Source organism: Nonomuraea sp. NPDC049028 (genome assembly GCF_043197735.1).
In the GTDB taxonomy this organism is placed as follows: domain Bacteria; phylum Actinomycetota; class Actinomycetes; order Streptosporangiales; family Streptosporangiaceae; genus Nonomuraea.
Map to the genome: position 1 here is coordinate 625,919 of NZ_JBICTR010000001.1, position 23,398 is coordinate 649,316.

Here is a 23,398-nt window from a genome sequence, read left to right on the forward strand (position 1 = left end):
TCCCAGTGTTCTGAGCGCCTGGAGGGCTCGGTAGCCACGCGTTGCCTGGGAGGTCATAGCCTTGGGCTATGAGTACGCTGCCGGATCTCGACTCGCTCAAACTCCTGGTCGACGTGGGCGAGCTGGGCAGCCTCGGGCAGGCGGCCAAGGTCGCGGGCATCGCCCAGCCGTCGGCCAGCAAGCGGATCGCCCACCTGGAGCGCCGCCTGGGCCTGCCGCTGCTGGAGCGTACGCCGCGCGGGTCCACGCTGACCGCCGAGGGCAAGATGGTGGCGGGCTGGGCCGCGCAGGTGCTGGCCGCCGCCCAGGAGCTGATGCGCGCCGCCCAGGCGGTACGGCGCAGCGAGGCGGCTCATCTGCGGGTGGCGTCGAGCATGACGGTGGCCGAGTACCTGGTGCCGCGCTGGCTGGGCGAGCTGCAGAACCGCGAGCCTGACGTGCAGGTCGGCCTCGACGTGGTGAACTCCGCCGACGTCGCCGCCCGGGTCCTGGCCGAGGAGGTGGAGCTGGGCTTCGTCGAGGGGCCGAGCGTGCCCGAGGGGCTGGCCAGCCGGGTGGTGGGCACCGACCGGCTGGTGGTCGTGGTGGCGCCGGGGCACGCCTGGGCGCGGCGCCGTACCGCGCTGATGGGGGCGGAGCTGGCCGCCACGCCGCTCGTCGTCCGCGAACCCGGCTCGGGCACCCGGGAGACGCTGGACGTGGCGTTCAAGAGCCTGCACCGGGCCAGCCCGCGCCTGGAGCTGGGCTCGAACTCGGCCGTCAAGGGCGCCGCCCAGGCCGGGGCGGCGCCCGCGGTGCTCAGCGGGTACGCCGTGGAGGCGGAGGTGGCCACGGGCCGGCTGGTGGAGGTGCCGCTGGCCGGGATCAACCTGGTCAGGAGCCTACGCGCGGTGTGGCGCCGCGGCCGCTCACTCGCCGCTCCCGCCGCCACCCTCCTGGCGATCGCCAGCCGACCCTGACCGATGGTTTTGCCGCTTCGGCAAAGCAGCTTGCGATTCCATCCAGCGCAGGCTGATCCTTTCCGCCATGCATGTCTTCGTCACCGGCGCGAGCGGCTACATCGGCGGCTCCGTCGCCGCCCGCCTCATTCAGGCAGGCCATACCGTCACCGGCCTGATCCGCGACCAGGCCAAAGCCGAGGACCTCGCCCGGCTCGGCTGCCGGCCGGTGGTGGGCACCCTTGACGACGCGGCGCTGCTCACCGAGCAGGCCCACCGCGCCGACGGTGTCGTCAACGCCGCCAGCAGCGACCATCGCGGGGCCGTCGAAGCACTCGTCGCCGCGCTGGCCGGGTCCGGCAAGCCGCTGATCCACACCAGTGGCTCCAGCATCGTGGGCGTCGGCACCGAAGGCGAGGCATCCGGGAAGATCTTCGGCGAGGACATCCTCGACGCCGACTCCGCATGGGAGCCCGACCATCCCATCCGCAAAGCACGCCTCGCCATCGACCGCTTGGTCCTGAGCGCCGCGGAGAAGGGCGTGCGCTCCGCGGTCCTGTGCAACAGCCTGATCTACGGACCTGGACGGGGTCTGGGCCGCGACAGCGTCCTGATCGCGGCGCTGGTCCACCAGGCGCGCTCCGGCGGCGTGGTCCGCCACGTCGGGAGCGGCGGCAACATCTGGTCCAACGTCCACATCGACGACATGGCCGACCTCTATCTCCTCGCCCTGGAGAAGACGCCCCCTGGCACGTTCTATTTCGTGGAGAACGGCGAGGAGTCCTTCGCCGCGATGACCGGCGCCATCGCCCGCTCCCTCGGTCTGCCCGGCCCGCGGCCCTGGGACCCTGGCTCGCCGGACAACGTCTGGGATCCCCAGTTCGCCCGCCACGCGCTGGGCTCCAACAGCCGCGTGCGCGGCACCCGTACCCGTGATCTCCTCGGTTGGCGCCCGCTGCACCGGTCGATCACCGACTGGCTCACCGATCTTTGACACCATAGAGAGCCCTCGACAGGAAAGGGCATCCATGATCAGCCAAGCGAGGATCGCCGTGACCGGCGCCACCGGCCGCCTCGGCGGGCGCGTTGTCCGGCGGCTCGCCGCCGCCGGTATCCCGCAGACCATGGTGGTACGCGACCTGGACCGCGCCCCTCAGCTGACCGGCGCCACCGCGGTCCGCGGCGGTTTCGGTGACCGTGACGCCGTCCTGCGGGCCCTGGACGGCGTCGATCGGGTCCTGATGGTGTCGGCCTCGGAAACCCCCGACCGCCTCCAGCAGCACCGCACCTTCGTCGACGCCGCCGCCGAGGCCGGAGTCGACCACCTGGTGTACATCTCCTTCTACGGCGCCGCCCCCGACGCCACGTTCACGCTGGCCCGCGACCACTGGGCCACCGAACAGCACATCCGCGCCAGCGGCCTGGCCTTCACCTTCCTGCGCGACAACCTCTACGCCGACTTCACGCCGGCCCTGGTCGGCGACGACGGCGTCATCCGCGGTCCCGGCGGGCAGGGGCGAGCCGCGGTCGTCGCGCAGGACGACATCGCCGACGCCGCCACCGGCGTACTGCTCCACGCTCCCGAGCACGCCGGAGCCACCTACGACCTGACCGGACCAGAATCGCTCACGCTCGCCGAAGTCGCCGCGATCCTGTCGCGGACCACGGGGCGCGCCATCACCTACCACCCTGAGGGCGTGGAAGAGGCCTACCGGTCCCGCGCCTCCTACGGAGCCCCGGACTGGCAACTCGACGCCTGGGTCTCCACCTACACCGCCATCGCCAACGGCGAGATGGACGGTGTCAGCGACGCCATCGCTCGCCTGACCGGCCACCCCGCCACCCCGCTGGCCGACGTCGTCCGTCCCCTCCGCTGAAGCGGGCCGGGTGCTCGCTCGTCATGCCCCGGACTCTACGAGAGCGATCACTAGGTATGGTGCCGGTATGGGGTCCTATGACGTCGTTGTCGCGGGTGGCGGGCACAACGGACTGGTGGCGGCCGCCTACCTGGCGCGGGCGGGGCGGCGGGTGCTGGTGCTGGAGCGGCTCGGGTACGTGGGCGGCCTGGCGATCTCCGCGCGGCCCTTCCCTGGCGTGGACGTACGGCTGTCGCGCTACTCCTACCTGGTCAGCCTCCTCCCCACGGAGATCGTCCGCGACCTGGGGCTCCGTCTAGACCTGCGCCGGCGCCGCTACTCCTCCTACACGCCCCACGGCGACACCGGCCTGCTCGTGGACGACGGCGACGAAGGGGCGACCGCCGCCTCGTTCAGGGCCGTCACCGGAGGCGACGCCGACCACCGGGCGTGGCGGGAGTTCTACGGGCTGACCGCCGAGGTGGCCCGGGTCCTGGCGCCCACGTTGCTCGAACCCCTGCGTACCCCCGCCGAGATCGAGCGCTTGGTGGGCGCCGAGGCGTGGCGGGAGCTGTTCCAGCGGCCGATCGGGCAGACGGTGGACGAGCGGTTCGGTGACGACACCGTACGCGGCGTGGTGCTGACCGACGCGCTGATCGGGACGTTCGCCGACCCCGCCGCGGACCTGCTGGCCAACCGGTGCTTCCTCTATCACGTGATCGGCGACGGGACGGGCGACTGGAACGTGCCGGTCGGCGGGATGGGCGCGGTGTCAGGAGCGCTCGAAGCGGCCGCCAGGCAGGCGGGCGCCGAGATCAGGACCGGTGCGGAGATCATCGGGATCTCCCCATCGGGGGAGGTGGCGTTCCGCGCGGACGACGGTGAACACACGGTCACCGGACGGCACGTGCTGGCCAACCTGCCGCCGGCCGTGCTCGACCGGCTGCTCGGCGCGACACCGGAGGTGCCCGAGGGCGCCCAGCTGAAGGTCAACATGGTGCTGAGCAGGCTGCCGCGGCTCAAGGACGACTCGGTGGACCCGCGCGCGGCCTTCAGCGGTACGTTCCACATCAACGAGAGCCGCGACCAACTGGCCCGGGCCCACGCGCAGGCGGTGTCGGGCCGGATCCCGGACCTGCCGCCCGCCGAGGTCTACTGCCACTCGCTGACCGACCCGTCGATCCTCGGCCCCGAACTGCGCGGCCGGGCGGAGACGCTGACGCTGTTCGGGCTGCACATGCCCGCCCGGCTGTTCCGCGAGAATCCGGACAAGGCGCGAGAAGAGGCGCTGAAGGCCACCCTGGCCTCCATCGACAGCGTGCTGGCCGAGCCCATCGAGAGCTGCATCCTGCGCGCCCCTGACGGCACACTCTGCGTCGAGGCCAAGTCGCCGGTGGACCTGGAGAACGAGGCGGGCCTGCCCGGCGGCCACATCTTCCACCGGGACCTGAGCTGGCCGTACGCGGAGGAAGGCGGCTGGGGGGTGGAGACCGGGCACGAGCGGATCCTGCTGTGCGGCGCGGGCGCCCGGCGCGGCGGCGGCGTCAGCGGCATCGGCGGCCACAACGCGGCGATGGCCCTACTGACCTGAGGACTCGTGGTCTGAGACCAGCCGGACCGCCACGGTCATGGCGGCGGCGGCCAGCTCGGACGGCGGCAGGTCCATGCCGAACAGCTCCGGCACCCCGCCCAGGATCAGCGCGAACACCGCCAGCCGCGCCTCGAACTGCGTGATCGCGTCGGCCCCGGGCCTGCTCAGCACCGACACCAGCGTGACGATGCGCTCCTGCATCCGGTCGCCCACCGACGACTGGGCGAACGCCCCCTGGTTCATCTGCGCGAAGCGCATCAGTGGCCGCCACTTGTCCTCCAGCAGTTCGGAGATGCGCCGCAGGATCTCCTGCCGGGCCTCGAACGTGTCCGGCTGCTGCGTACGGGCCCACTCCGCGAGCTCGTCGAGCGAGGCGATGAACCCGTCGGCGATGCTGGCGAGAATCTCCTCTTTCGTCCGGAAGTGGTAGTACAGCGCCGGCCGGGTGATCTCCAGCCGCTCCGCGACCTCCTGCAACGTGGTCTTGTCGTAGCCCCGCTCGGCGAACAGCTCCATCGCGACCCGCTGGATCCGCTCACGTGTATCGGTCCGCCGCCCTGCCATTTCACTCCGTTCGCTTGACGGCCGGGCCCATCATTGCTTACTTTCGCGTAAGTAAGCAATGCGATTCCGGCTTCGTAGGGAGCAAGACTATGACCCCCTCCTTCCCTGTCCCGCGCACGTGCCCGTACGCGCCGCCGCCCGAGTACGAGCGGATGCGCGAGGAGGCGCCGCTCGTACGGACGTCGCTGCCCAACGGCGACGTCTGGCTGGTCACCAGGTACGCCGAAGCCAGGCAGGTGCTGAACGGCCAGGGCATCAGCACCAGCCCGGCCACCCCCGGCCATCCGAACAACGCCTTCACCACGGAGGAGCCCACCCAGGAGCAGCGCGAGTTCATGGAACGGTTCAGGGTCGGCCAGTTCATCGACATGGACCCGCCCGAGCACGGCCGATTCAGGCGGCTGCTCATCCCCGAGTTCACCGTCAGGCGGGTCAAGGAGATGCGGCCCGGCATCCAGCGGACCGCCGACCTGCTCATCGACGACATGCTCGCCAAGGGCCCGGAGGCCGAGCTGGTCGCCGACTTCGGGCTGGCGCTGCCGTCGCTGGTCATCTGCCAGCTGCTCGGCGTGCCGTACAGCGACCACGAGTTCTTCCAGTCGCGTACCCGCATGATGGTGTCGAGCGACGACCCGCAGGCGAGCTTCGCCGCGATCGTGGAGATCAAGAGCTACCTCGACGACCTCGTCACCGAGGCCGAGAAGCAGCCCAAGGACGACCTGCTCGGGCGGCTGATCTCGGCGGGACAGGTGAGCCACGACGAGATCGTCGGCATGATCTCGCTGCTGCTCATCGCCGGCCACGAGACCACCGCCAACATGATCCCGCTCGGCGTCCTCACCCTGCTGCGCCACCCCGCCCAGCTGGCCAGGCTGCGCGAGGACCCGGGACTGTGGCCGATGGCGATCGAGGAACTGCTGCGCTACCTGTCGATCGTCGACTGGGTGGCCTTCGACCGGGTGGCCATCGAGGACCAGGAGATCGGCGGGCAGCTCGTCAAGAAGGGCGAGGGCATCTTCGTGCTCGGCGCCTCGGCGAACAGGGACGAGCGGGCCTTCGAGCGGCCGGACGACTTCGACATCGACCGCGGCGCCCGCCACCACGTCGCCTTCGGCTACGGCGTGCACCAGTGCCTCGGCCAGAACCTGGCCAGGGCCGAGCTGGAGATCGCCTACCGGACGCTGTTCGAGCGGATCCCGTCGCTGCGTCTCGCGGTGGACGAGGAGGAGGTGTCGTTCAAGTACAGTCAGGTCATCTTCGGGGCGAACGCCATGCCCGTCACGTGGTAGCTGCTATAGCACTCATGAAACAGCCTCGGAACCGTTCATGGCGTTCTCATGATGGGGCCTTAGCGTAAAGATTATGAGTGAGCCCGCACGGTTGCTGGTGGTGGACGACGAGCCCGCGTTGCGCGAGGCGCTGCAGTCGAGCCTCGAGTTCGAAGGCTACAAGGTCGTCACCGCCAACGACGGGCAGGCGGCGCTCGACGAGCTGGGGCGCGAGGCGTACGACGCGGTGCTGCTCGACGTCATGATGCCGCGCCTCGACGGGCTGACCGCCTGCCGCCGGCTCAGGGCCACGGGCAACCACATCCCCGTGCTCATGCTGACCGCGCGCGACGCGGTCGGCGACCGGGTCTCCGGGCTCGACGCGGGCGCCGACGACTACCTGGTCAAGCCGTTCGAGCTGGACGAACTGCTGGCCAGGGTCCGCGCCCTGCTGCGGCGGGGCGCGCTCAACTCCGCCGCCCCGGAGGTCACGCTGACCTACGGCGACCTGCGCATGGACCCCGACACCCGCGAGGTCACCAGGGGCGAGCGGCGGCTGGACCTGACCAGGACCGAATACCTGCTGATGGAGCTGTTCCTGACGCACCCGCGCCAGGTGCTGACCCGCGAGCAGATCCTGGGCGAGGTGTGGGGGTTCGACTTCGAGCCGACGTCGAACTCGCTCGACGTGTACGTGATGTACCTGCGCCGCAAGACCGAGGCCGGCGGCGAGCCGCGGGTGATCCACACCGTCCGCGGCGTCGGCTACACCCTCCGGGCCGCGCCGTGAGGCGCTACAGCCTGCGCTCCCGGCTCACCCTCCTCGTCACGGTCGCCGTGGCCCTGGCCATCGCGGCCTGCGCTGGTCTGTCCTGGCTCATCGTGCGCGAGCAGATGGTCCGCCAGCTCGACCAGACGATCATGGACCCCGAGGGCAAAGGGGACCAGAGGTGGCTGAGGGACCATTGCTCGGCGGAGGGAACCCCCGCCGAATACGCCGCCGGCCTGGTGACGTTGCTGGACGGGACCGGTACCACCTGCTCGCTGGGCTCGCCGATCGTGGTGACCGAGGAGGACAAGCGGGCCATCCCCCACCCCGGTAAGCCGATCTACCGTTACGGCGTCACCAAGGACGGCATACCGCTGCGCGTCGTGACGGTGAACTTCTCGCCAGGCGTGGCCGTCCTGGAGGCCAGGCCGCTGTTCCACCTACAGGACACGTTGCGCGACACCGCGTTCGCGCTGGCGGCCGTCGCCGCTCTGGGCGTGCTCGGTGCCGGATGGGCGGGCCTGGCCATCTCCCGTACGGCTCTGGCGCCCGTCGGCCGGCTCACCAGGGCTGTTGAGCACATCGCCCAAACCGAGGACCTCGACACCCGCATTCCGGTCAAGGGCGGCGACGAGATCGCCCGGCTGAGCCTGGCGTTCAACGGCATGATCACCGCTCTGGCCGGGTCACGCGAGCGCCAGCAGCAACTGGTCGCCGACGCCGGGCACGAGCTACGCACCCCGCTGACCACCCTGCGTACCAACATCGACCTGCTGCTGCGCAGCGAGCAGACCGGTCGCAGCCTGGACCCCGGCGCCAAGGAACGCCTGCTGATCAACGTGAAGGCCCAGTTCGCCGAGCTCACCGCGCTCGTCGGCGACCTGCTGCAGCTGGCCAGAGGCGACACCGACCACGAGCCGCACGTCGAACTGGGCCTGCACCAGGTGGTCACCGCCGCCGTCGAACGGGCCAGGTTGCGCGGCGCCGACGTCACGATCGACCTCCTGCCCTGGTACGTCGTCGGCAACGCCGCCTCCTTGGAACGTGCCGTACTCAACCTCATCGACAACGCCGCCAAGTTCAGCCCGGACGGCGAGGTCCAGGTGAGCCTGCGGCAGGGCGAGCTGACCGTACGCGATCACGGGCCCGGCATCCCCGAAGAGGACCTGCCGCACGTCTTCGAGCGCTTCTGGCGCTCCCCGGCCGCGCGCGGCCTGCCCGGCTCCGGGCTCGGCCTGGCGATCGTCGCGCAGGCCGTGGCCGAGGCGGGCGGAAAGGTACGCCTGGAGAACGCCCCCGGCGGCGGCGCGATCGCGATCGTCGAACTGCCCGGGAATCTCACCCCTCACTCATAATCGGCTAAGTCCCGTTAAAGACCCCCACGATGGGATCTGGGTCATGCACACAACAGTCAAGACCCGGCTGGTCGAGGTGGTCGTCCCGGTCTACAACGAGCAGCGGGCCCTGCGTGACAGCATCGGCCGGCTGCACGCCTACCTCTCAGGCACCTTCCCCTACGACTACCGCATCACGATCGCCGACAACGCCAGCACGGACGACACCTGGCAACTGGCCATAGAGCTGGCCGCCGAACTGCCGCACGTACGGGCCGTACACCTGGACGGCAAGGGACGCGGGCGGGCGCTGCGCCAGGTGTGGTCGGACAGCGACGCGGACGTCGTCAGCTACATGGACGTCGACCTGTCCACCGACCTCGACGCGTTCCTGCCGCTGGTGGCCCCCCTGCTGTCGGGCCACAGCGACCTGGCCATCGGCACCCGGCTGGCCAGGTCGTCGCGGGTGGTGCGCGGACCGAAGCGCGAGCTCATCTCCCGTTCGTACAACCTGCTGCTCCACTCGGTCATGGGCGCGAAGTTCTCCGACGCGCAGTGCGGCTTCAAGGCCGTACGCACCGAGATCGCGCAGGCGCTGCTGCCCGCCGTCGAGGACGAACAGTGGTTCTTCGACACCGAGCTGCTGCTGCTGGCCGAGCGGCACGGGCTGCGCATCCACGAGGTGCCCGTCGACTGGGTCGACGACCCCGACAGCCGGGTGGACGTCTTCCAGACCGCCATGGACGACCTGCGCGGCCTGGTCAGGGTGGCCCGCAAGACGCTGTCCGGCGCGGCCCGCATCCCGGTGCCCGCCCGCGTCTCCCAGGCGCGGCTGCCGCGCGGGATGGCAGCGCAGCTGCCCAGGTTCGCGGTCGTGGGCGTGGTGAGCACGCTGGCGTACCTGCTGCTGTTCTCGGGGCTGCGGCAGGCGATCCCGGTGCTGGCGGCCAACGCGATCGCGCTGCTGGTGACGGCCGTGGCCAACACCGCCGCCAACCGGCGCTTCACGTTCGGGGTGACGGGGTCGGCGGGGGCCATGCGGCACCAGTTCGAGGGGCTGATCGCGTTCCTCGTGGGGCTGGCGCTGACCAGCGGCGTGCTGGCGCTGCTGCCGGACGGGGTTTCTCATGGGGTGGAGCTGGTGGCGGTCGTCGTGGCCAACGCGCTGGCCACGTTGGTCCGCTTTTTGCTGCTGCGCGTCTGGGTCTTCAACCCTCGCAGGAGGACGTCATGACCGATGCGCGTCCGGATCTTCCATCCGCGCCAGAGCACGTCATGACCGATGCGCATCGCGTTCGCCAACCTTCGCCGGAGGACGTCATGACCACGACCCTCGACCGTCCGAGTCACCGCCGTATGTCCCGTCCAGCCCAGATCTGGCGCGGCGCCCCGGAGGACCCCCGCTGGTCCCGGCCCGCGCTCTGGGCCGTCCTGGCCGTCGCCCTCGTCCTCTACACCTGGGCACTGAGCGGCAACGCCAACGAGTACTACTCCGCCGCCATCCTGTCGGGCACCAAGAGCTGGAAGGCGTTCTTCTTCGGCGCGATCGACTCCAGCTCGTACATCACGGTCGACAAGCCCCCGCTGGCGCTGTGGGTGATGGGCTTGTCAGCACGGATCTTCGGCTTCTCGACCTGGAGCATGCTGATCCCGCAGGCACTGGCCGGCGTGGCCTCCGTTGGCCTGGTCTTCTCCGCCGTCCGACGGGCGTACCCCGTCGTCGTGTCTGCCCACTCGGAGGTACGGCAGGCACATGTGGCGGGCCTGATCGCGGCCGTGGTCATGACACTGACCCCGATCACGGTGGCGATCAACCGCGACAACAACCCCGACACGATCCTGGTGCTGCTGCTCGTGCTGGCCGCCTGGTTCTGCCTGGAGTCGCTGCGGACCGGACGGCTGCGGTCGCTGCTGGTGGGCGCGCTGTTCGTGGGGCTGGCCTTCAACGTCAAAATGCTGCAGGCGTATCTGGTGGTGCCCGCCTTTGCGCTGGCTTATCTGCTGTGTGCGCGGGTTTCGGGGGTCAAGCGGGTCGGGCATCTGCTGGCGGCGGGGGCCGTGATGGCGGTGTCGAGCGCCTGGTGGATGGTGATCGTCGACCTGTGGCCTGCGGACTCGCGGCCGTACGTCGGGGGCTCGACCGACAACACTGTCTGGGACCTGGTCATCGGCTACAACGGCCTCGGGCGCATCTTCGGCCAGAGCGGTGGCGGTGGCGGTGGGTTCGGCGGCGGGGGTGGGGCCTCGTTCGGCGGTGCCGCCGGGGCCGGCCGGCTGTTCAACGAGACGATGGCGGGCCAGATCTCGTGGCTGCTGCCGTTCTGCGGGCTGGCTCTGGTGTTCGCGCTGACCGCCAGATGGCGGCGCGCCAAGCCCTCCGCGCCGCAAGGGGCCGAGACGGGCACGAATGCCGTGGCCGCCGCCCAGCCTGGGGCCGCTTCGGGCTCCGTCGCCGCCGCCAAACCTGGGGCGACCCCGTCTTGGGTCGGCCTGGTCACGCCCGAGGTCGGCACCGCGCCCAAGGATGGCATCGCGTCCGAGGCCACTGCCCCGCCCATAGCCGCTGGCGCTCCGGGGTACGCTGCTCAGCCTGGGGCAAGCCTCGCCGCGTGGCTGGTCTGGGGTGGGTGGCTCGTCGTGCACTTCATGGTGTTCAGCTTCGCCAGCGGCACCTTCCACCCGTACTACACGACCGCCATGGCACCCGCCGTCGCCGCCGCCACCGCTTTCGGCGGACTGGCCATGTGGGACGCGTACCGGCAGTCCGGGGTGTGGGGCTGGACGCTGCCTCTGGGGGTGGCCGTCACGGGCGGGTGGTCGTTCACGGTGCTCCGCCGTACTCCCGACTTCCTGCCATGGCTGGCCTGGGTGGTGCTCGCCGCCACCGTGGTTGCGACGGCCGGACTCGTACTGGCCAGATTCCGGCGCGAGATCGCGGTCCGGCTGGTCGCGGTCGGGTTGGCGGCGGCAGTGATCGCCGGACTCGCGGGACCGGCCGCGTACGCGGTGTCGCCCTTGGGTTCGCAGGTCAACGGCTCGAACCCGACAGCGGGACCGTACACGGGCGGAATGGGCTTCGGCCCTGGCGGCGGTTTCCGCGGCCAGATGCGCCCCGGCCAGGACGGTCAGCCACCGACAATGGGCCAGGGCCAGCCGCAGAACGGTCAGTTCCCGAACGGTCAGTTCCCGAACGGTCAGTTCCCGAACGGCCAGACCCCGAACGGCCAGACCCCGAACGGTCAGACTCAGGAGGGGCAGGACGCGGGGCGGCGGTTCGGGCGAATGGGCGGCGGCGGTCCCGACGGCAACGTCAGCAGCTCGATGGTCTCCTACCTGGAGGCCAACCAGGGCAAAGCCGAGTGGCTCGTCGCGGTGAGTAGCGCCATGCAGGCGTCATCGATCATCCTGTCCACGGGCAAGCCGGTCATGGCCATGGGCGGCTTCACCGGCAGTGACCCCGCCATGACCGTCACCCGCCTCAAGGAACTAGTGGCATCCGGCAAGCTCCGCTACGTGCTGGCGGGCGGCGACGACAGGGGCGGCCCCGGCAGGGGCAACAGCGAGGTCACCACCTGGGTCCAGGCCAACTGCAAGGCCGTAACCGGCCAGGACGGGCTGTACGACTGCTCCTCATGATCTAGCCAAGGGGCGTCGCGATCAATAGCAACGCGGCGCCCCAAAAGCGCGCCTTCAAGGGCGGCAGGGCTTCCAGGGAACCGAAGTTCTGGCGTATGCAGGCGAGCGATCCCACAGGCTTCGTTCAGCAGGCCGATGAGGGTCAGCACTTGACTCGGCCTCTCCTGAACGCCTCTCCTGTCCAGCAAACCTGAGCGATCTATAACTCCTTAGCCCGTCATGCGCATACATGTCATCATGCAGGACTGATCATGCGGTAAGTCGCGTTCCGTGATCCTTGATCGCGAAAATCGATCTTGTGTCCGTTTTATGAGCAGCTTACGCTTTGCCCGTTTGGCAATCTTGCTCCGAGCCGCATGGGCCAAGAACCTTCGGGTTCGTACCGGGTGGGTGGAGCTTCGTCCGGCGCTGTGAGGCGCCCCGCGTGGTTCGGAGTGTGACGGCGTATGCGCCGGTATTTGGCATGGGATCGTGCACGGCGTCGTTTGCTGATCGCGCGTGTCGCGGTCTTCCTGGCGCTGATGCCGGGGCTGGCGCAGGTTGCCGTGCTACCTGCCGTTGCGGACTCGCGGGATGCTGCCGCTGCGGCGCAGGGCACGCCTGATACGCCGCGGCAGCAGATGGGCGTGACCAAGGATTTGCCGTCGTTGGTGCCCGCGAGCGTGACGACGGCTCCCGTGACGGGGAAGGCAGCTAGAAGCAAGATCAAGCCCCCGAAGGGTGCTCTTGTTCCTGATATCGCGGCGCGAACGCAGAGCACAAAGTCTGCGAGTGCGGTGTTGCCGTCGGGTGTGGCGCGGGCCGAGGCGAGGGACGCGTCGGAAGATGGCCCCGAGATCGATGACATGTGGCCGCTGAATGGGGCTCTGTCGGGGTCGGCGACGCCGACGCTGGTGGCGCATGCCGATGGCGGCGAGTCGCCGTATCGGTATGAATTCACCGTCTGCAAGGCACCCAGCGAGGACGAGCAGTCAAGTTCGAATTATGATCTGTGGTGCTACTGGACAGAGCCCGACGGAACGTTGCGTCTACCGGTGGCGTACTCCGGGCAACTCGCTGCCGGGGTGAATACCTGGAAGGTCCCGGCGGACTCGCTCAAGTGGGACTGGACCTATGCCTGGAAGGTGGAAGCCACCGACGCGACAGGAGAGACGGTCGCCTCGGCCTATCGGACGTTCGTGACCGGCACACGGCAGCCTTCGGTCGGCTCGCAACTGGCCACCCGTGACAAAAGTGGGCAAGAGTTCCAGGCGGTGTCGGGCAACTACACCACCACGGTGGTCGATGCCTCGGTGGCTGCGGCGGGTCCGGCTTTGTCGGTGGTGCGCTCGTACAACAGCCTGGATACTCGCCGAGACGGCCTGTTCGGCGCCGGTTGGTCGACCCGTTTCGATATGCGCGTTGAGGCGGAGCCGAGCACGAGTTTGCTGGTGACCTATCCCGATGGGCGGCGGCTGCGGTTCTCGCCGAAGGGTGATGGCTCCTACCTGCCGCCGCCCGGGATGCATGCGACGCTGGCCGCGGTGTCGGGCGGCGGGTGGAAGCTGATGGACAAGTCCTCCACCGTCTACCACTTCAACGGTCAGGGGCGGCTGACGCGCATCGTGGACGCTCGCGGGCTGGCTCAAGAGCTCACCTACGGTAGTGACGGCAAACTGTCCAAGGCCACCTCCGTGGGCCGATCGCTGAACTTCACCTGGAACGGGGCACACGTCTCCACCGTGTCCACCGATCCCGTCAACGGCGCGCCGCTCACTTGGAGCTACTCCTATGAAGGGGACAAGCTCACCACCACCTGCAATCCGGGCCCGACACCCAATTGCACGACCTATGCCTACAACACCGGCTCCCTGTATCGGGGCCTGGTTGAAGACGACGAGCCGGTGGGCTACTGGCGGCTGGGCGCACCCGCCCCCCAGCCCACTCCGACGCCGACGGCACCCTGCCCCCTTCCCCCGCTTTGCGGGCCCCAGGGAACAAACGAGGTCCCTAGCCTGGGTTGGGGTCTGGGGCCGGCTCCCTACACGCGGATCACGCTGGATCAGCCGGGCGCGCTGATCGGCTCGACCGACACTTCGGCCACACTCGACGGCGAGTCGGAGATTGAGCTTCCGGCCAACGCCCTCGCTCGGCTGTCTGGCCCGCTGTCGTTGGAGCTGTGGTTCAAGACCACTTCGTCAGGCACCTTGGCCTACACCGCGCGGGAGAAGCCCTCATACGTTCTACATCCTTTTCTCTTCAAGGGCGGTACGCCGCTGCTTACCGTCGGTACCGACGGCAAGCTGCGGGGCCAGTTCCGCACTCTCGACACCAGTGGCGCTGATATCGACTCGCCCATCACCTCGGCCGCTGCGGTAAACAACGGCCAATGGCACCACGCGGTGCTGAGCGGCACCGGTACCAGCCAGACGCTCTATCTGGATGGGGTCGCCCTCGGCTCCCTGACCGGAAAGATCGACCACAACTGGATGGCGTACACGGCCATCGGTACGGGCGTGACCTCCAGTTGGCCGGCCAGCAAACCGTCAGAATCGCATGATCACCTCACTAAGTGGGGATTCGTCGGCAACATCGACGAGGTCGCCCTCTACGACCGCGCCCTCGGCGTGGGCGAGGTCACCGAGCACTACGGGGCCCGCCTGGCCGCCCCGCACCTGCTGTCGAAGGTCACCCTGCCATCCGGCCGCGTCTGGGCGAACAACACCTACAACACCGCCAGCGACCGACTGCTGACCCACACCGATGAGCATGGCGGCACCTGGACACTCGCCGAACCCACCCCGATCAACACCGAGACCGGCTCCACGACCGTCACCGTGACCGACCCCGCCAACCAGAAGATCAGCAACGAGCATGACGCCTGGCGCGGCTACCGCACCAAAACCTATACCGACCAAAAGCTCCTGAAGACCACCTACGAATACGACAGCGGCGGCTACCCCTTCCTGATCAAGGACCCGAACGGCATCTTCACCAGGCTCGCCTACGACAAGCGCGGCAACCTGCTCGCCTCCCTACAATGCCAGCCCCAAAACCCGAACCTGCCACTGGCGTGCTACGGATTCCCGTCACCAGCAGACCCGCCCGTGGTGAACGAGATGCACTACGACTACTACGTCAACAAAGACAACGAATTCGACCCACGCAATGACCGGTTGACCACGGTCCGCGACGGCCGCTCCTCCTCCAACGCAGACAACAGTTACGCCACGACCTTGGAGTACAACCAGTACGGCGAGCAGACCAAGCAGACCACCCCCGCAACCCTGGATTTCCCCAACGGCCGATCTGTCACGGCCACTTACACCGACGGCAGCGAGCCCGCCATCGGCGGTGGCACCACCCCGGCAGGCCTGGCCGCGTCGCAGACCGACGCCCGGGGCAACACATGGACCTACCGCTACACCGCTGCCGGAGATCTGGCCGAGCAGACCGATCCGGCGGGCCTGCTGGTCAAGCTGAGCTACGACGCTCTCGGTCGGGTAGGCGAGAAGTCACAAGTGTCACAGGCTTATCCGGATGGGGTGAAGACCACCTTCACCTATGACACGTTGGGCCGCCCCGCGACGCAGACGGAACCGGGGGTGAAGAACGAGGTCTCTCAGGTCACACACACCAAGCGGACCACGTTCGCCTACGACCCGGACGGCAACAAGCTCAGCGACACCATCGCCGACCTGACCGGCGGTGACGCTCAGCGCGCCACGGTCTACACCTATGACAGTCACGGCCAGCTCGAAACCACCACCGATCCCGAGGGCGGTGTCATCCGCCAGGGCTGGAACAGCCTCGGCCTGCTGGCCACGGTTACCGATGCGCGGGGTGCGGTGGTGGATTACGCCTACACCGAGCGCGGCCAGCTGGCCTCGCGCACGTTGAAGGGGTGGACGGACAGCCCGGTCAATCCGAAGCCGGCCAAGGATGTGCCACTGGAGTCGTTCAGCTATGACCCTGGGGGCCGGCTGGCCGCGCAGCTGGACGTGATGCTCCGCAAAACCTCCTTCACCTACTTCGCCGACGGTCGGCTGGCCCAGAAGATCGCCGATGACGTCAAGCTGAACAACGCCACGAGCACTACGGACGTGGTGCTAGAGGATCACACCTATGACAAGGCGGGCAACCAGACCAAGCTCGTGACCGGCGGCGGAAAATCGACCACCGAGTCCGTCTATGACGCCGCAAACCGTGTGACCTCGCAGACGTTCGATCCCGCCAACTTGGCCCGCAAGACGGTCTTCACCTACGACGCCAACGACAACATGCTCAAGGCCACCCGTACCGGCGCTGGCTCCACCCGTGCCGAGGTCACTGAGTACGCCTACAACAAGGTCAACCAGCCCAACAAGACCACCGTGGAGAACGGTGACCAAGACCTGGTCTCCACCACCACGTACGACGAGCGCGGTCTGGCCGTCGCCAGCACCGACCCGCGCGGCAACGCCACCGGCGCGAATGCGGCCGACTTCACCACCACCATGCGCTATGACGCGCTGGGTCGGTTGATCGAAGCGAGCGGCCCACAAGTGAAGGTAGAAAAGGCCGGCACATCCAGCGACGCGCACCCCACCGCCCACTACGGCTACAACGCGTTCGGCGCCAAGACCCACGAGACCGACGCCGAAGGCCGCACGGTCACCTCGGTCTTCGACAAGGCCGGACGGCTGACCAGTAAGAGCGCCCCCAGCTATACCCCGCCTGGCGGCAGCGCCGTCACCCCCACCACCGCGCACACCTATGACCTGGCCGGTCAGCTGATCACCACCACCGACCCGCGCGGCTACGTCACGACGTTTGAGTACGACAAGCTCGGCCGCCAGGTCCGCATCACCGACCCCGCCCCAGACGGCCAGACCCCAGGCCGCTCGATCATCGAGTACTACATGGACGGCGCGAAGCGGGCCACCGTCGACCCCACTGGCGCCCGCAGCGAGGCCACCTACGACGGTCTGGGCCGTCAGGTCACCCAGACGCAGATCGAGCGCAAGCCAGCCGCGGCCGCCTACACCACCAACCTGACCTACAACCAGGCCGGCTTCCTCATCAAGACGGTCGCCCCCGGCAACAAGACCATCGACTACTCGCCGAACGCGGCCGGTGAAGTCGAGACGCAGATTGTCGCGCAGGGCACGGCCACTGCGATCACCACCACGATGGGCTACGACCTGGCCGGCCGCTTGATCAAGAGCGCCGACGGGCGAGGCAATTCCACCACCACCGAGTACGACCTGGCCGGCCGCAAGATCGCCGCCAAGGACCTGGAAGGCGCGACGGTCCGGCGTACCACCAGCGCCGGCTACGACCTGGCCGGCAACCAGACCAGCGTTACTGCCGGCGAGGGCCACACCACCAAGCAGACCTTCGACGCCCTCAACCGCGCCACCTCGCTGATCGAGCCGACCTCGGCCACCGACTCGATCACCACCAGCTTCGGCTACGACGCCACCGGCGCCCGCACCCGGCTCACCGACGGTCGCGGCAACGCCACCTGGACCACCTACAACAGCCTCGCACTGGCCGAAACGGTCATCGAACCGGCCACCGCCGCCCACCCGGCCGCAGCCGACCGTACCTGGACCACCGGCTATGACGCGGCAGGCAATCCGACCTCCGTCATCCAGCCCGGCGGGGTGCGCATCGACCGCACCTTCGACCACCTTGGACGGCTCACCAAGGAGAGCGGCGCTGGCGGCGGTGTCGCCACCGCCGAGCGCACCTTCGGCTACGACTTGGCCGACCGCCCCACCACCATCGGCGACCTGACCGTCGACTACAACGACCGCACCCTGCCCCTGTCGATCAAGCGTGGCACAACCCAGCTGACCGGCTACGCCTACGACGGCCTCGGCCAACCCACCCAACGCGTGGACGCCGCTGGTACCGCCACCTTCACCTGGGACGCCAACAACCGCCCGGCCACCGCCACCGACCCGGTCACCGGCCGCAAACTCACCTACGGCTACGACGCGGCCGACAACCTGTCCTCGCTGACCGCCACCACCGGTACCACCACGGTCGACACCCAGATCTTCACCTATGACTACGCCGACCGGCTGGACTCCCAGACGCTGCGCAAGGGCAGCAGCACCGGCACTCAACTCGCCAAGATCAACTACGGCTGGGACAAGGACGACAACCTCACCACCAAGACCACCGCAGGGTTGGCCGGAGCGGGCACCAACACCTACGGCTATGACCACGCCGGACGCTTAACGTCCTGGACCGCCCCTGGCGGCAGCGTCACCAACTACGAGTGGGACAAGGCCGGAAACCGCACCAAAGCCGGCACCAAGACCTACACCTACGACGAACGCAATCGGCTGACCAACGGCGACGGCACCGACTACACCTACACCCCCCGCGGCACCCTCGCCACCCAAACCAAGGCGGGCGCCACCACCAGCTACACCTTCGACGCCTTCGACCGGCTTATCGCCGACGGCGACAGCCTCTACAGCTATGACGCCCTCGATCGGGTCGCCACCCGTACCCGCAGCACCACCAAGCAGAACTTCGCTTACGTCGGGCTGACCAACGACCTGGCTGCCATTACCGACAGCAGCGGCGGCGTGCAGGCCAAGTACGGCCGCGATGCTGGGGGAGTGTTGCTCGGCCAGCAAGAAGGCACCACCCCTGCCCTGTCCACGCTGACCGACCTGCACGGCGACCTGGTCGCGACCTACAGCACCACCGCGCTGGCTACCACCACCGCTTACGATCCTTTCGGCACCATCACAGCCCAGAGCGGCCCGAAAACCACCCTTGGCTACCAGGGTGCCTACACCGATCCAGACGCTGGCAAAGTCAATATGCTCGCCCGCTGGTACCAACCCAGCACAGGTGCCTTTACCAGCCGCGACATCGCCACCCTCACTCCCGACCCCTCCGTCCAAGCCAACCGATACACCTACGCAAACGCCTCCCCTCTCACCGGCATCGATCCAACCGGGCACGCCACTGTCATCACTGACGGCGTCGGCTCGACCTGGGATACTCCCACCTACACCGGGTCGGCAGTCGGAGGAGTCCGGGGTGCCCCGTACGGCTCCGTCCGCGACGATTACGAAATCGGTGACATGTGTGCATGGGCGGGTACTTGCGTTAGCGGCGGTGGATACGTGTGTATCGGGAACATCTGCTCGGAAACGGCCACACATCAGCAGTGGTGGGATGCATTTGTGACCTCTCCTGGATGGGAATATGAGCATCTTCCCCACTTTGGTGAGCAAGAGTTGGCCAGGCTTGGTTGGAAGATCATGCCGAACGGCAGGGAAGCGCCTGATGGGTTCCGGGACGGTAGCGCGCTGGCGCGGGATCTTTACATGCGTACCTATACGCCAACGGCCACCAATGCTGTTCTTCTTGAGCGTTGGCAGTTCATTCGGGAAGTAATCGATGGATATTCATCTAAAGGCGCAAGTGGCTCTCAGCAAGGGGGACAATCGAACTCAAGGCCATCCCGTAATGGGGCGTCGAGCGGAGGACCTAGCACTCCTGAGGCGAAGTGGTGTGCTGCTAATGCCGCAGACTGTGCCCAGGCCTTTACTATAAGCAATGCTGTGGATGATTATGTAGAGAATAAGCGAAAGTGGACGAAAAGTATGAATAGCGAAAAGAATGCAATTCGCCATTTTTTGTGGCAGGTTAGCCTTGCCTATCTTATGTCTGAACGAGTGGCGAAAGGCCTTGGGGCGGCACATGAGGGCAGCCAGGCTTGCGGGAGAATGGCCAAAAAATGTGACACGACTGCTGATAAGTATAATAATGCATTTTCTCGCGAGTGGGCAAAAGACCACAAGGGGCAACTAGGTACATATCGCAAGAATTCAATAGTGGCGGATAAGTTCAGCTTCCAGCGTGGCCAGCGATTCGATATGGATAAATGGCTTGATCAGCTTTACCCTATTGCAGTTGACTTGTATAACGTGGGATTGCTTCATGATACAAGGGTTCGGGAGTGTCGAGACAGGGTGGGTCAGGTTCCGACTTGTGCATGAATCAAGTACCCTACGATCGTTTGCGGGTATGCTATCTTGAATGGTCGGTTTCATCTCTGCATAAGACTCTGCAAGAAGTGGGTTAAACATTGACTTATATCGCGAGAAGCTTGGCTGTGCTGCTGGCGGGCATTTTAATGGCCGCAATGCTGGCGGGCTGTCAGTTCTTGTCGTCAGAAACGAATTGTCGACAAGAAGCGCGCCGACAGGCCAGCGAGCTTAAAGATGCCGTTTCTGGCCTTGTTCCTGCTTCAATAGCGGCCACTGTTGAGGAGTTAGACGGCTGCGATTCCGGTGATGAAGGCGGGTGGCTATCTTTTACCGTATATCGGGCCGTGGATGGCGAGGCGCTAATCCATAAGTTTGTAGAAGGAGGGTGGAAGCCTATAGCGGATTTGCAAAAACGCGATGAATGCCCGAAGTGTATTGCCGGTGCTACCGCTCGAATAAATGGCAGGTCTATCGAAGTTGCCTTTATGGAAACGCAAGAGAGCTCTGTGTTCGACATTATAATAGAATTTGCACCTTGATGTCATATTGTTTGACTCGACAGGCTTTCCTTGCTTATAAATATCATGGAACAAGTAGGATTAGCATCCCGGCGCGTTCGTCCACCTCCTGGGGAGTGATCCCGGGTTCAGCGGCGAACAGGGCGCGCGCGTACGCCTCGGTCTGCAGGAGTCCGGTTACCAGCATCGGTTCCCAGCTGCGGAGCGCTGTCGCCTCCTGCTCCTCATCGAGCCACGCGCGGAAATGCTCCGGGCTGCCCGCCCAAGTCGTACGCACGTACAGCTGACCGAAGTCCTCGACGCCGAACTCGGTATCGAGGAGATCGGCGAGATGCTGCGTTGGGCGGCGCCGGCCCTGCTCGACCATGCCGATCTGGCTTTCGGAGTAGCCGAGCCGGTGGGCCAAATCGCGCTGTGTCAGCCCGCCCGAGGTGCGGAGCCGCCGAAGTAGGTAGGCGAACGCGGCCCGCGGGCTCTCGTCCGGGTCAATCTCCGCTGATCTGGACATAGACATCCAACCGTAACTCTTCGTGTTGGAACTACTACACCGCAAGCGTACAGAGGGTGTGGTGTGACTGTGGGGTGATTCAGCTGTCACTCTCTGCTCGCGCTCGTCATTCTGGTGAGGGCCAACCCGGCCGGAGAGCGAGGTAAGAACGTGAACGCCCACAAGCCCACCGTCCAATCCGTGAGCGCGCAGCCGACCTCCTCACTCGCGGAGAAGTGTGCCGCGGAGCTCATCCAGGCCCTTGCTCGGCAGCACAACATCCCTGCGTTCGCCCTGCCACTACGAGGCGACCACGTCACCATCTCGATCTACATCAGCCTGCTGGTTCACACCGACGGGACGTGGTTCTGGTGGCTCGTCCCCAACACTCGTGAGCGCCCCGCGCCCCTATGGACGTATGCCGCCACCGTGCAGGCCGCAGCAGAACGGCTCGCCGCCCACTCCCACGAACTGGGCAGTCGCCCATTGGCCGAGTTGCTACCTGGTACTGGCAGGGAGATATGGCGCGGACCCGCTTATCTCGCCCACAACCCGCGCCCATAGGCGCTGGCAGCCCCCGTCGTTGGGCACGCGGATGCCGCCCCGTGATGCCCCGTATGCCGGGCGGGGCTATCAGTACACCCATTCACAGTCACCGATACCGAACGGTACGTGTCCATGGCGTTCACGCTCAGCTTCCTCAGGCGCTTCCGTAGGTCTTTCCGCAGGTCAGATGATGCGCCCAAGTACCGCTACCATCCGCCGACGTGGTCTTCGGGCGGCTTGATGGCGAGCACCGCGCATGTCAAGCAGGACCTGCACTGGGACCTGCCTGATGATCCAGTAATCGTCGGGCAGGCTCGCGCTCTGGTCCGCGACACCCTTACCTCGTGGAATCTGCACGAGCTGATCGACGACATCACTCTGGTCATCAGCGCGTTGGTCACCAACGCGCTGATCCACGGAGCCCCTCCGATCAGGCTGTACTTGGGCTTAACCCCCGAGGCGTTGACTGGGCACGTCTATGACCAGGGTGCTGGAAGACCTCGATGTCTCATGGCCCGACACGACTCAGACCACGGCCGCGGCCTGTCGATCGTGGCTGCTCTCACGGACGAATGGTGGTACGAACCGGTCCCCTGCGGTATGGGGAAAACCATCTGGTTCGGCCGCAGTCTAAAACCCGCATCCCCGCCACCAAATTCTACGTAAGAGTCTGGTGGCAGAAGAGGACGTGTCCGAGGGACTGTAAAACGTAACGGTCCCGACGCCGCAGTCCCGCATTTGCCGTCCTCCTTGGCCTAGGAGGTGCTCTCCAGGCCCGTAGGGGTGAACGACACGGGCCGGTGGCGACTTCGTCGCCTCCGCGCTCCTCACGCTCGTGAGACGATCGTGCGCACTACCCGACCGCCGACCACGGCTCGTCGCCCAGGTAAACCGCGGAGCGACTCAGAGAACAAAGCCCACTGAAGAATCGAGGCTAACCTTGGTATGATCCGAAAATGGAAGCGGATGATCGATCTGCTGTAGCGCGAATCATGGCTCTTCTTGGTCTGGTAGGCGAAGTGGAGTGGGCGCGAATTGCAGTTGGGCCAACGCTTGACGGAAAACCGCGTCCGCCGTTGCTGGTGTGGCGATTCAAGCAAGGGGACAAGCCTCTTGAAGAACAGTTGGCTCTCGCGGTAAACGCCTTCCGCGGACGGGTCGGCTGGCTATTGGAGCGGACTGATCGCAACTGGTTTCTGATCCCAAAACAAGTGTCAGAGGCGGTTGGTCGCGGAGGCCGGCGGACCGACTCGGAAGCCATTCTGTACTTTGCGGAAAGCCGCCCAGATTATTCTCGGGATTCTATGGAAGATCTGGAAGATATTATCTTGTGCATCGAACATGCGCTGGAGTGATTCCTTGTGGCGAGGATATCGCGTTGAGGCGGCGATGGCGGCAGCGCCCAGGTTGAATTCGTAGATCCGGTTAGACGATCGTTGATCCGTGAGGCGCTGAAATTGAAGGATGTTCATGGCAGGCGCGACAAAACTTCAGGTCAACAGCTTTGACGAGCTCCGCTACCTTGATCTTAAGGCGCTCCCCATCGCGGCGGACTTCGCTATCGAGCTGGCTGGCGAGGGAATGGAGTCATTAATTCGCTTTCTCGCCCCTGGGCTTAATATTATTGTCCGGTTTCCGTGGTGGAAAATGTAAAGGCAGAAATCAGCGAATGGACTCTGGCTGATATTCCAACCGGATCGATTGAGTCGCTCTATTGGGATATGGATCAAGGTTGGCATATTTTGATCTGGCAGTCCGATGAACGTGTCTATATCGCGCAAGGAGAGGCGGTGGAAGGTGAGTACGATCATTGGTTTTCATTGCCGGCCGCGCTTTACCGATCTGAGTGGAACAAGGTAATTCAGCTCGCGTCATCCGCCGGACAATAAGGTGATCTCGTGCGCCC

Annotated in this window: 18 protein-coding genes; 16 read left to right on the plus strand and 2 right to left on the minus strand. The window is 66.5% G+C overall.

Going from position 1 to position 23,398, the window contains the following annotated elements; genetic code table 11:
• The first annotated feature begins 68 nt into the window (after positions 1-68).
• From ACGFJ2_RS02815 to ACGFJ2_RS02830, 4 genes are all read left to right on the plus strand, one after another.
• Positions 69-959: a LysR substrate-binding domain-containing protein gene (locus ACGFJ2_RS02815; RefSeq protein WP_357950927.1), complete on the plus strand. Its 891-nt coding sequence runs from the start codon at positions 69-71 to the stop codon at positions 957-959.
• Positions 960-1,026: 67 nt separating this feature from the next.
• Positions 1,027-1,932 (plus strand): NAD-dependent epimerase/dehydratase family protein, encoded by a 906-nt coding sequence (locus ACGFJ2_RS02820; RefSeq protein ID WP_357950930.1) that lies wholly within the window; start codon positions 1,027-1,029, stop codon positions 1,930-1,932.
• A gap of 34 nt (positions 1,933-1,966) precedes the next feature.
• Positions 1,967-2,815, plus strand: coding sequence for an SDR family oxidoreductase (locus ACGFJ2_RS02825; protein ID WP_357950933.1), 849 nt, complete (start codon positions 1,967-1,969; stop codon positions 2,813-2,815).
• Positions 2,816-2,882: 67 nt separating this feature from the next.
• A complete protein-coding gene (locus ACGFJ2_RS02830; RefSeq protein WP_393463960.1) occupies positions 2,883-4,385 on the plus strand; it encodes a phytoene desaturase family protein in 1,503 nt (500 codons plus the stop codon).
• Here the strand turns inward: ACGFJ2_RS02830 and ACGFJ2_RS02835 are convergent.
• Positions 4,374-4,949, minus strand: a complete 576-nt coding sequence (locus tag ACGFJ2_RS02835; protein WP_357950939.1) for a helix-turn-helix domain-containing protein — start codon at positions 4,947-4,949, stop codon at positions 4,374-4,376. The two genes, ACGFJ2_RS02830 and ACGFJ2_RS02835, sit on opposite strands and share 12 nt — an antisense overlap.
• A gap of 89 nt (positions 4,950-5,038) precedes the next feature.
• Between ACGFJ2_RS02835 and ACGFJ2_RS02840 the strand changes: the two genes are divergently transcribed.
• From ACGFJ2_RS02840 to ACGFJ2_RS02870, 7 genes are all read left to right on the plus strand, one after another.
• Entirely contained in the window at positions 5,039-6,238 is a 1,200-nt protein-coding gene (locus ACGFJ2_RS02840; RefSeq protein ID WP_393463963.1) for a cytochrome P450, read from the plus strand.
• Between the two features lie 73 nt (positions 6,239-6,311).
• Positions 6,312-7,007: a response regulator transcription factor gene (locus tag ACGFJ2_RS02845; protein WP_393463966.1), complete on the plus strand. Its 696-nt coding sequence runs from the start codon at positions 6,312-6,314 to the stop codon at positions 7,005-7,007.
• The gene (locus ACGFJ2_RS02850) at positions 7,004-8,341 is read left to right on the plus strand and encodes a sensor histidine kinase (protein ID WP_393463969.1); all 1,338 of its coding nucleotides are present in this window, start codon (positions 7,004-7,006) and stop codon (positions 8,339-8,341) included. The genes ACGFJ2_RS02845 and ACGFJ2_RS02850 overlap by 4 nt, the downstream gene beginning before the upstream one ends.
• Positions 8,342-8,384: 43 nt before the next feature.
• Positions 8,385-9,554 carry a glycosyltransferase gene (locus ACGFJ2_RS02855; protein WP_393463972.1) on the plus strand — a complete coding sequence of 390 codons (1,170 nt, stop codon included), beginning with the start codon at positions 8,385-8,387 and terminating at the stop codon, positions 9,552-9,554.
• A gap of 86 nt (positions 9,555-9,640) precedes the next feature.
• A complete protein-coding gene (locus tag ACGFJ2_RS02860; RefSeq protein ID WP_393463975.1) occupies positions 9,641-11,956 on the plus strand; it encodes an ArnT family glycosyltransferase in 2,316 nt (771 codons plus the stop codon).
• A gap of 485 nt (positions 11,957-12,441) precedes the next feature.
• Positions 12,442-19,950 (plus strand): RHS repeat-associated core domain-containing protein, encoded by a 7,509-nt coding sequence (locus tag ACGFJ2_RS02865; protein ID WP_393463978.1) that lies wholly within the window; start codon positions 12,442-12,444, stop codon positions 19,948-19,950.
• A gap of 110 nt (positions 19,951-20,060) precedes the next feature.
• Positions 20,061-20,480 carry a hypothetical protein gene (locus tag ACGFJ2_RS02870; protein ID WP_393463981.1) on the plus strand — a complete coding sequence of 140 codons (420 nt, stop codon included), beginning with the start codon at positions 20,061-20,063 and terminating at the stop codon, positions 20,478-20,480.
• Positions 20,481-20,523: 43 nt separating this feature from the next.
• On the opposite strand, the gene ACGFJ2_RS02875 is transcribed toward ACGFJ2_RS02870, so the two are convergent.
• Entirely contained in the window at positions 20,524-20,967 is a 444-nt protein-coding gene (locus ACGFJ2_RS02875) for a Scr1 family TA system antitoxin-like transcriptional regulator (RefSeq protein ID WP_393463984.1), read from the minus strand.
• Between the two features lie 180 nt (positions 20,968-21,147).
• Here ACGFJ2_RS02875 and ACGFJ2_RS02880 point away from each other — a divergent pair, with 180 nt between their 5' ends.
• The 5 genes from ACGFJ2_RS02880 to ACGFJ2_RS02900 all read left to right on the plus strand — a co-directional run bounded on the left by ACGFJ2_RS02880 (position 21,148) and on the right by ACGFJ2_RS02900 (position 23,381).
• Complete coding sequence (locus ACGFJ2_RS02880) at positions 21,148-21,510, plus strand: hypothetical protein (protein ID WP_393463987.1); 363 nt, start codon at positions 21,148-21,150, stop codon at positions 21,508-21,510.
• A 114-nt stretch (positions 21,511-21,624) separates the two neighbouring features.
• Positions 21,625-22,158 carry an ATP-binding protein gene (locus ACGFJ2_RS02885; RefSeq protein WP_393463990.1) on the plus strand — a complete coding sequence of 178 codons (534 nt, stop codon included), beginning with the start codon at positions 21,625-21,627 and terminating at the stop codon, positions 22,156-22,158.
• 290 nt (positions 22,159-22,448) lie between these two features.
• A complete protein-coding gene (locus tag ACGFJ2_RS02890) occupies positions 22,449-22,847 on the plus strand; it encodes a hypothetical protein (RefSeq protein WP_393463993.1) in 399 nt (132 codons plus the stop codon).
• A gap of 115 nt (positions 22,848-22,962) precedes the next feature.
• Complete coding sequence (locus ACGFJ2_RS02895) at positions 22,963-23,145, plus strand: hypothetical protein (RefSeq protein WP_393463996.1); 183 nt, start codon at positions 22,963-22,965, stop codon at positions 23,143-23,145.
• Entirely contained in the window at positions 23,130-23,381 is a 252-nt protein-coding gene (locus ACGFJ2_RS02900) for a hypothetical protein (protein ID WP_393463999.1), read from the plus strand. Before ACGFJ2_RS02895 ends, ACGFJ2_RS02900 begins: the two co-directional genes overlap by 16 nt.
• The last annotated feature ends 17 nt before the right edge of the window (positions 23,382-23,398 follow it).